Source organism: Flavobacterium sp., from assembly GCF_049318185.1.
Classification (GTDB): Bacteria; Bacteroidota; Bacteroidia; order Flavobacteriales; family Flavobacteriaceae; genus Flavobacterium.
The window spans coordinates 20,034-29,277 of sequence record NZ_JBMOGV010000015.1 but is presented as its reverse complement, the minus strand read 5'-3'; the positions used below and the strand labels follow the sequence as shown (position 1 = coordinate 29,277).

Here is a 9,244-nt window from a genome sequence, read left to right as displayed (position 1 = left end):
CCCTTACTGCTGCTGGAGCGTTTAAGTACATCCCAAGAACAACGACTTTTACAGCCGATGTAACCTATCCTATTGCCAATTTAACGGCGACTTCAACAGGTTTAACTATTGGAAATACTACCAATGATAAAAACATCACCATCACTCAAGATGTTACAGGTGGTGCTGGAATTGAATTGTATGGTGCTAATGTTAATATTAATTCTAATTTAAAAACAACTAATAGTGGAGCAATGTACCTAAAAGGAAACGCTACTATTGCCGCGGAAAAATACATTGAATCGAATGGTGCTTTTACCCACGATGGTAACTTAACTTTTAAGTCAACCGCAACAGGCACTGCAGCTTTTGGACCTTTAGGTGGAACCTTTACCACAGTGAGTGGAAAAGCCACCATAGAACGCTACATTCCAGCCAAGCGAGCGTATCGTTTTTTAAGCCCAAGTGTGACGACAACTACAAGTATTAAAGAAAACTGGCAAGAAAACGGTGGTTCAACAGCGGGTTTAGGAACGCACATTACGGGAACAGGTGGCGCTACTAATGGATTTGATGCTACAGCTACCAATAACCCATCTCTGTATTCATTCAATAATAGCACAGGCGCTTGGGCGGCAGTGACTAGCACTCTTACCAACTTAACCGCAGGAACCCCTTATCGATTGATGGTAAGAGGTGATAGAACAGTGAGTTTAACTATCAATAATCCAACAGCAACGCCAACTGTTTTAAGAGCTACTGGAACTTTAAAAACAGGAAATTACACCCCAACTTTAAACCCAACAGCCAATGGTTATAGTTTTGTGGGGAATCCGTATCAAGCACCTATTGACATTAAAGCCGTGCTAACCGCTTCTACAAATATGAATTCCGATGTAGTGTATTACTGGGACCCTACATTAAACTCAAGAGGAACTTATGTTACCAGAACATTGGGTATTGTAAATCAAAATAGTGTTACTTCTAGTTTCAATCAATACTTACAACCAGGTCAAGCAGTATTTGTAAAGAAAGACAATACGGCTAATGTGCCAATTATGACCATTACCGAGAATGATAAGTCGATTGTCAGTGCGGCTGCAGGTGTTTTTAGAAATGCTTCTTCTAATGAAATAGGAGTACTTAGAGCCAATTTAAAAGCGTCTGTAAATAATGAATGGACAACTATTGAAGGGGCTTTAGCACTATTTCATTCCAATTATACCTGGGGTGCAACTCAGGAAGATGCAACTAAATTATTCAATTTAGATGAAGAAGTTAGTTTTGTACAAAACAACACTTCGCTGGCTATTGCGATGCAAAGTAATCCTGCACTCACAGATGAATTGCCTATAAAATTAAATACAACAAGGTACACCAATTACCAATGGCAATTTGATTTAACAAATTACGATGGTCTAACGCCTTATTTATTTGATGCTCAAAATAACACGTTTACACAAATAGAAAACAATACAATAGTTCCTTTTACAGTAAATGGACAGGAACAGACTCGTTTTAAAATAGTATTCCAAAACGGAATCTTAAACACGCCTGATTTTAGTAATCAAATGGTATTGTATCCAAATCCAGGAAAAGCAGATTCAAGTTTTTACTTAACAGGAATAAACAATGCCAAGGTTTCATTATACAATTTATTAGGGCAAAACCTTCCTGTAGAAACTACTGTAGATGGCGCAACTACAAAAGTAAAACCATCGGTAGGATTAAGCCAAGGAGTTTATGTGGTAATCATAACCCAAGAAGGAAAAACGGCACAAGTAAAATGGATTGTAGAGTAATAAAAGTAGGAATTATGAAAAAAATAAATAACAATAACATAAAATATCAACTAGTATTGGCGTTTGTATGTTTAACTCAATTTATTCAAGCACAACCAGAATTTGAAGATGGAGATGATGTGGTAGATGTGCCTGCAGCTCCTTCAGCTCCAATTGATGATTGGATTGTTCCTATGTTTATAATAGGTATTATTCTGCTATTTTATTACTTCAAAGAATACAAAAAAAACAGAAGTTGTAAATCATAAGCAAAAGTGGACTGATGTAGGTTTAAACAAATACTTTTCATAACCCTGAGGTCGGGAGTTCAAATCTCCCTCTCGCTACTTTAAAAAGGTTTGGAAATTTCCAGACCTTTTTTAATATATATCAAACTCATTAAATATAATAAAATATCATAACACCAAATCATTTAACTCAATAAAAAAACCTTTAAATTTTTAATAAACGCTTTTTATCTAATTGTTTAATTTGTTTTTAGTATAAATTAATGATATTTTTTAATTTGGATTCTGTCTACAGAATTACTTTAAAATCGTAATAAGATGATCTATATCTAAAAACATCTGTTCGCCAAGCTTCAGATCTTTCACAACAAATATTCCGTTGTTGATTTCTTTTACTACAAATGGAATACCTTTACGCTCAGCGTGCTTGAACTGTTTTTCAATCTTAGCACCATCGGGATACATTTCGGCTTTGATATTTTGACTTCTTAAAAAAGAAATGGTTTTCATTGCTTCAAAAGCTTGATCCTTGTCATTGTATAAAAAAAGTACTTTAGTGGTTGTAGTAACGGTTTGTGGAAAAAGATTTAATTCTTCTAAAACCAAATAAATCCTATCCAAACCAAAAGAAATACCAACGCCACTCATATTAGGCAACCCAAAAATACCCGTTAAATCATCGTAACGCCCACCACCACCTATAGAACCCATAGAAACACTAGTGGGTGGTGCAACCTCAAAAATAGCTCCGGTGTAGTAATTCAATCCACGAGCCAAGGTAACATCTAAATCTAAATTAGCTTGTTGCAATCCTAATTTTAAAACGTTATTACAAATAAAACTCAATTCCTCTATTCCCTTCATACCTTCTTCAGATGAAGCTAGTAAAGCAGAAAGCTTTTCTAATTTTTCTTGTAGGGTTCCTGAGAAAGTAAATAACGACTGCACTTTTTCAAGGGCAGTCGTTGTAATGCCTTTTTCAAGCATTTCTTTTTTTACGCCTTCCTCTCCTATTTTGTCAAGTTTATCTAAAGCAACTGTAAAATCAATCAATTTATCCGACGCACCGATTACCTCTGCAATACCTGATAAAATTTTTCGGTTATTGATTTTTATAGTTACACCTTGCAAACCTAATGAGGCAAAAACGGAGTCATATAATTGTACTAATTCTACTTCTTGCCATAAGGAAGCGGAACCCACCACATCGGCATCGCATTGAAAAAACTCTCTAAACCTCCCCTTTTGTGGACGATCTGCACGCCAAACGGGTTGTATTTGATAGCGTTTAAAAGGGAATTCTAACTCGCTTTGGTGTTGCACAACATAGCGTGCAAACGGCACCGTTAAGTCATAACGAAGGGCTTTTTCAGAAATTTTTCCCGTTAGTTTTTTGTAGTTTATGGTTTGCAATTCTTCGTAAGAAACTTTATCTAGATAATCTCCCGAATTCAATATCTTAAAAATTAATCTATCGCCTTCATCACCATATTTCCCCATTAGAGTGTCAGAGTTTTCATAAGAAGGTGTCTCGATTGGCTGGTAACCAAATATCTCAAAATGATTTCGCATGATGGAAATGATATAATTACGCTTGGCAACCTCTACAGATGAAAAATCTCTTGTGCCCTTTGGAATACTTGGTTTTTGTGCCATCTTATTTAATTAAGAATTATCAATTGTTAAATATCAATTGTCAATTGTTTTGCAAATATCTTATTTTTTAAAACTAATTTCTATACTAAAGGTAATATTCTTGTAACAAAAGCTGTAATTTAGTGCCAAATAACCGTTATGATTGGATTATTTATAGAAAATATAAAAATAGCTTTGAGTGCTATTCGAACTCAATTGCTTCGTACGGTGTTAACCGTCATCATTATTGCTATAGGAATCACTGCTTTGGTAGGTATTTTGACAGTAGTTGCCGCTATTGACAATACTTTGAATTCAAGTTTTGCTTCTATGGGTTCCAATACTTTTAATATCAACCAATATGAAACCAAAAGCAGACAACGTGGAGGACAGGAAGGCGAAAAAATAAATCCAATAATAAGTTATATAGAAGCCAAAAGGTTTAAGGAAATCTATGACTATCCTTTTACACAAACTTCATTATCCTTTGTTGCAACCTCTAATGCAGAAGTGAAGTATGATAACCAAAAAACTGATCCAGAAATTTCAGTTATAGGTATTGATGAATTCTTTCTATCTAACTCAGGCTTGGAAATAACGCAAGGGAGAAACTTCAATACTTTTGACATTTCAAACAACATCTATTCTTGTATAGTAGGCTCAGATTTTGTTACAAAAGGACTATTCAAAGACATAAATCCGATGGGCAAAATACTTTCGGTTCGTGGTGCCAAATTCAAAGTTATTGGCGTGCTAAAAGAGAGAGGTTCAACCTTTGGCAACAGCCAAGATTTACGTGTAATGATTCCTATTCAAGTAGCGCGTTCTCTATTTTCGGCACCTAATACAAACTACTCTTTAAGTACTATGATTGAAAAATCAGAACTGTTTGATGACGCTGTTGACAATGCTTTAAATACTATGCGAAAGGTGAGAAAGCTAAATCCTGTGGAAGAAAATAATTTTGCCATTTCTAGAAGTGATGATTTAATTAATAGAATAGCTAGTATAACAGATGTATTAAGCATTTCAGCATGGGTAATGGGAATTATTACTATTCTTGGTTCATCTATTGCCTTAATGAATATTATGGTGGTTTCTGTTACAGAAAGAACCCGTGAAATTGGTGTTAGAAAAGCACTTGGAGCAAAAAAAAGCACGATTGCTTTCCAGTTTTTTATAGAAACCTTAACCATCGGGCAATTGGGTGGTGTTATCGGAATTATTTTTGGAATTGTTGTGGGATATTTAATTTGCTTAGCTGCCGACTGGGACTTTGTGATTCCATGGCAAGCCATTTTTGCCGCTTTTATTACCAGCTTTATAGTAGCCTTAGTTTCTGGATTATATCCTGCTATCAAAGCATCAAAACTTGACCCAATTGAAGCGCTGAGATATGAATAAATGTTTATAAAGTTGCAGCAATCATTCTGTCATTTCCATAAATATCTTTGTGAAGAATCACATTTTTGAAACCATAACTTTCCACTAAAGCAATTGTTTCTTTCCCTAAATATTGATTGATTTCAAAATACAACTTTCCTTTTGGCTTCAAATGTAACTTAGCCAATTGCGTTATTTTACGATAAAAAAGCAAGGCTTCATTATCTGCAACAAACAAAGCTAGATGGGGTTCATAATCTAAAACATTTGAATTAATTGCTGCTTTTTCTAGATTTCGAACATAGGGCGGATTAGAAACTATAGTATCAAATTGCTGTTCTAAATTATCGACTTTTAAAATATCTTTTAAATGAAAAGTAACGTCAACATTATTTAGTACTGCATTTTTTTTTGCTACTTCCAATGCCTCTTCTGAAACATCAATAGCAAAGACTTCTGCATTTGATAAATTTTTAGCCAACGTAATAGCGATACAACCGCTACCCGTTCCAATATCTAGAATGCTAACTTTTCCCTCTTCCCTGTTCTCTCTGCTCTCATTAGTAATAATTAAATCAACTAATTCTTCAGTCTCTGGTCTAGGAATCAAAACGTTTTCATTGACTATAAATGGCAACCCATAAAACTCAGTTACTCCCAAAATGTATTGAATTGGCTTTTGTTTTTTTAATTCTACTACCACACTATTCCATAGTGAGGCTTGTTTTTCATCCAAAATCATTTCTGGATTCAGTGCCAAGTCTATACGTTTTTGGTAGTGAAATTTTTCTAAAACAAGGTAAAAGAAACTCTCAATCTCTTTTTCGTCATAGAGAGAAGCAAGTTCATTTAGGAAAATAGTTTTATAATTTTTTAATAGCATCTATAAACTCTTAATCATCCATACTGAACAAGTCGAATGTCCTGTGTTTCCCATAGGCGAACAAAGGTATTCAAAACCTACTTTTTTGTATAAATTTTGTGCTACCAACATTTCAGATAGAGTTTCGAGGTAACATTGTTCATACCCAAATTCGGTTGCTTTATCAATACATTTTTCAATCATTTGCAAACCCAACCCTTTTCCTCTGGCTTCCTTTAAAAAATACATTTTCTGTAGTTGACAAATATTTTCATTAGAATTATCCAATTGACTCACTCCCGCTCCACCAATTATTTTACCGTCTTGTTCAACAACAAAATAACTTGATCTTGGTTTACCATAGCTTTCAAACATAAAATCTAATTGTCTATCAGCAAAGGCAGTTCCAGTTTTTGGATAACCATCCGATATAAAAACTTCCCGAATTACGTTAGCAATTTGAAGGTTATCTTCCTTTTGAATTTCTCTAATCATTTCATTGATTTTAGATTGATGATTAACGAATGTTGATTTTATATTAGATTTATTGTACTTCAAAAATCTTAAATCATTAATCATAAATCACTATTCAAATTTAACTATTTTTGTGAGGTGAAGATACATGAAAAATATATAAATCGCTGTATTAAATTGGCCAAAAATGGTTTGGGAACAACCTTTCCTAATCCCTTAGTTGGAAGTGTAATCGTATATGAGGATAAGATTATCGGCGAAGGTTGGCACAAAAAAGCGGGTGAACCTCATGCCGAAGTTAATGCCATAAACTCAGTAAAAGATAAATCTCTATTATCCAAATCAACTATTTATGTTTCTCTAGAACCTTGTAGTCATTTTGGTAAAACCCCTCCTTGCTGTGATTCAATTATTACCCATAAAATACCAAATGTTGTGGTTGGAACTATTGACCCAAATAGCAAAGTTGCTGGTTCAGGTATAAAAAGATTACAGGAAAACCATGTGAATGTAACTGTTGGTGTTTTAGAAAAAGAATGCAACGAATTAAACAAGCGTTTCTTTACTTTTCATACTAAAAAACGTCCCTACATAATTTTAAAATGGGCCGAAAGTTTAGAGGGATATATTGCTCCCATTTCTAAAGAAAAACTAGAACCTAGTTGGATTTCCAATCCATTTTCTAGACAGCTAGTACACAAATGGCGTACTGAAGAACAAGCTATTTTAGTAGGTACAAAAACAGTATTAGATGATAATCCAAGATTAAATAGCCGCGATTGGAAAGGCAATAATCCTGTAAGAATAATAATAGATAAATCTGGAAAAATAAATGATAATTACTTTGTTAAAGACAAATCAATTAAAACAATAATCATTACTGAACAAGAAAATTTAACCTCGAGTGAAAATGGTATTTATGAAAATGGTATCTTTGATAATAACCTTCCATCTAGCATTTGCAATGTATTATTCAACAATAACATACAATCGGTAATAATAGAAGGAGGAAGAACAACAATTCAATCTTTTATCGACTCCAATTTTTGGGACGAAGCAAGAGTATTTATTGGTAATCTACATCTTAATAATGGAGTAAAAGCTCCCATTTTGAATAGAAATTACAATCTCAGCAAAATAAAAGAAGACCAACTTAAACTTTTTATAAACCATGATTAATGCTATAATTTTTGATTTTGGAGATGTTTTCATTAATCTTGAAAAACAAGCATCTATTGAAGAGTTTAGAAAATTAGGATTAGAGGGTCCAAATGAAGAATTGTTAGCTCATAATGATTTATTTGAAAAAGGTAAAATCACAGAAATGCAATTTATTGAGTGTTTTTTGAAATACATTCCAAAGGCAACTATTGAAGAAATAAGAAAAGCTTGGAATGCCTCAATTGGAGATTTTCCTTTATATCGATTAGAGTTTTTACAAATGCTCTCCAATAAATACCGCTTATTTCTTTTAACCAATACGGATGCTATTCACATAAGTCGATTCGAACATAAAGTGGGAATGTCTTTCTATAGTGATTTTTACCGTTGTTTTGAAAAAGTATATTATTCTTATGAAATGGGTCGCAGTAAACCTGACCCAGAAATTTTCAATACTTTAATTCGCAAACATGATTTATCTCCAAAACGTACTTTGTTTATTGATGACAAAAAACAAAATACAGATATTGCAGAAAGTCTAGGTTTACATGTATGGAATTTGAAAGTTGGCACAGAAGATGTAGTAGAATTATTTGAACAAAAACACCTTACTTTTTAAGTTTTGATAGACAAAGACACTTATAAAACCATAACAAGTCCTTCGTCAGAAATTTTATTTAAAGAAAAAAACAGCAAGTTTTATGGCTATGCATTTCCTGTTACTACGGAAGAAGAAATCAAAACACATTTAGATCTTTTAAAAAAACAGCATCAAGGTGCTGTTCATTTTTGTTATGCCTTTCAATTAGGAACAGAAACAACAATCTTCCGAGCCAATGATGATGGCGAACCCAATAATTCAGCAGGAATGCCTATTTATGGGCAAATCCAATCTTTTAATTTAACAAATGTATTAGTAGTTGTAGTTCGCTTTTTTGGCGGAGTAAAACTTGGTGTTGGAGGGTTAATTTCAGCCTATAGAACAGCGGCAAAAATGGCTTTAGATGCCTCTAAAATTATAGAAACAACTATAGACGTTCTACTTAAAATTAAGTTTGACTATAAAAACATGAATAAGATAATGAGAATAATAAAAGAAAAAAAACTTAACATTACTTCTCAAAAATTGAACGAAAGTTGTGAAATCATCATTTCTGTTCGAAAAAAAAATGCCATAATAATATTCGCCATTTTTGATAACATGTTTGAAATTGAAATTAATAAAATATAATTTTTATTTATTTTATAATAGGTCTAAAATGTATTTAGGTGGCATAATAGGTTTTCCTAAATTCATATCCACAAAAACCAATAAAAAATATGCAGTTGTTAACAATTCGCCATTTTTATTATGAATTTCACAATCAAATTCGATCTTTACAGAACTTTGACTTTTGAATTTTGTTGTCACTGTAAGTAAATCATCATAACGAGCAGGTTTTTTGTAATTTATAGTCATAGAAACAATAGGAAGCGCAATACCGCTTTCTTCCAATGATTTATATGAAATCCCTTTGTTTCTAAGCCATTCAACTCGTCCCATTTCAAAATATGGAATATAATTACCATGATAAACCACACTCATCTGATCGGTTTCTGAATAACGTACTCTAACTTGTATTTGATGTTCTTTCATCTGCTTTTTTTGCATTTAATCTATAATTACAATAATCATTACAACAATATTTTTAAAAAATCAATAGCTTTTAATTTTTTTTTAA

At 32.9% G+C, this 9,244-nt stretch carries 10 protein-coding genes; 6 read left to right on the top strand and 4 right to left on the bottom strand.

The features are described 5' to 3' along the window. A partial coding sequence (locus ACOYLT_RS02840; protein ID WP_422852330.1) for a T9SS type A sorting domain-containing protein occupies positions 1-1,781 on the top strand: 1,781 nt, incomplete at its 5' end. After that, complete coding sequence (locus tag ACOYLT_RS02835) at positions 1,766-2,029, top strand: hypothetical protein (protein ID WP_422852329.1); 264 nt, start codon at positions 1,766-1,768, stop codon at positions 2,027-2,029. The genes ACOYLT_RS02840 and ACOYLT_RS02835, both read left to right, overlap by 16 nt. Positions 2,030-2,305: 276 nt before the next feature. Here ACOYLT_RS02835 and hisS read toward each other — a convergent pair whose 3' ends face one another. Beyond that, on the bottom strand, positions 2,306-3,664 hold the full coding sequence (gene hisS, locus ACOYLT_RS02830; protein ID WP_422852328.1) for a histidine--tRNA ligase: 1,359 nt from the start codon (positions 3,662-3,664) through the stop codon (positions 2,306-2,308). Positions 3,665-3,802: 138 nt separating this feature from the next. Here hisS and ACOYLT_RS02825 point away from each other — a divergent pair, with 138 nt between their 5' ends. Beyond that, entirely contained in the window at positions 3,803-5,047 is a 1,245-nt protein-coding gene (locus tag ACOYLT_RS02825) for an ABC transporter permease (RefSeq protein ID WP_422852327.1), read from the top strand. 4 nt (positions 5,048-5,051) lie between these two features. On the opposite strand, the gene prmC is transcribed toward ACOYLT_RS02825, so the two are convergent. Both prmC and ACOYLT_RS02815 read right to left on the bottom strand, forming a co-directional pair. Beyond that, the gene (prmC, locus tag ACOYLT_RS02820; RefSeq protein ID WP_422852326.1) at positions 5,052-5,909 is read right to left on the bottom strand and encodes a peptide chain release factor N(5)-glutamine methyltransferase; all 858 of its coding nucleotides are present in this window, start codon (positions 5,907-5,909) and stop codon (positions 5,052-5,054) included. Beyond that, positions 5,910-6,383 carry a GNAT family N-acetyltransferase gene (locus ACOYLT_RS02815; protein WP_422852325.1) on the bottom strand — a complete coding sequence of 158 codons (474 nt, stop codon included), beginning with the start codon at positions 6,381-6,383 and terminating at the stop codon, positions 5,910-5,912. 117 nt (positions 6,384-6,500) lie between these two features. On the opposite strand from ACOYLT_RS02815, the gene ribD reads away from it, so the two are divergent. From ribD to ACOYLT_RS02800, 3 genes are read left to right on the top strand one after another with little or no spacing between them, the layout of a single operon-like run. Then, on the top strand, positions 6,501-7,541 hold the full coding sequence (gene ribD, locus ACOYLT_RS02810; RefSeq protein WP_422852324.1) for a bifunctional diaminohydroxyphosphoribosylaminopyrimidine deaminase/5-amino-6-(5-phosphoribosylamino)uracil reductase RibD: 1,041 nt from the start codon (positions 6,501-6,503) through the stop codon (positions 7,539-7,541). Beyond that, positions 7,534-8,142: an HAD family hydrolase gene (locus ACOYLT_RS02805; RefSeq protein ID WP_422852323.1), complete on the top strand. Its 609-nt coding sequence runs from the start codon at positions 7,534-7,536 to the stop codon at positions 8,140-8,142. The genes ribD and ACOYLT_RS02805 overlap by 8 nt, the downstream gene beginning before the upstream one ends. Before the next feature lie 3 nt (positions 8,143-8,145). Continuing rightward, positions 8,146-8,754, top strand: a complete 609-nt coding sequence (locus tag ACOYLT_RS02800; RefSeq protein ID WP_422852322.1) for an IMPACT family protein — start codon at positions 8,146-8,148, stop codon at positions 8,752-8,754. Between the two features lie 12 nt (positions 8,755-8,766). Here ACOYLT_RS02800 and ACOYLT_RS02795 read toward each other — a convergent pair whose 3' ends face one another. Then, on the bottom strand, positions 8,767-9,159 hold the full coding sequence (locus ACOYLT_RS02795) for an acyl-CoA thioesterase (protein WP_422852332.1): 393 nt from the start codon (positions 9,157-9,159) through the stop codon (positions 8,767-8,769). Positions 9,160-9,244 lie beyond the last annotated feature (85 nt).

Excerpts from the sequence above, each read along its gene's own strand:
- ACOYLT_RS02795 (WP_422852332.1), bottom strand. The coding sequence starts at position 9,159 with ATGAAAGAACATCAAATACAAGTTAGAGTACGTTATTCAGAAACCGAT.
- hisS (WP_422852328.1), bottom strand. The coding sequence starts at position 3,664 with ATGGCACAAAAACCAAGTATTCCAAAGGGCACAAGAGATTTTTCATCT.
- ACOYLT_RS02815 (WP_422852325.1), bottom strand. The coding sequence starts at position 6,383 with ATGATTAGAGAAATTCAAAAGGAAGATAACCTTCAAATTGCTAACGTA.
- ACOYLT_RS02835 (WP_422852329.1), top strand. The coding sequence starts at position 1,766 with ATGGATTGTAGAGTAATAAAAGTAGGAATTATGAAAAAAATAAATAAC.
- ACOYLT_RS02805 (WP_422852323.1), top strand. The coding sequence starts at position 7,534 with ATGATTAATGCTATAATTTTTGATTTTGGAGATGTTTTCATTAATCTT.
- prmC (WP_422852326.1), bottom strand. The coding sequence starts at position 5,909 with ATGCTATTAAAAAATTATAAAACTATTTTCCTAAATGAACTTGCTTCT.
- ACOYLT_RS02825 (WP_422852327.1), top strand. The coding sequence starts at position 3,803 with ATGATTGGATTATTTATAGAAAATATAAAAATAGCTTTGAGTGCTATT.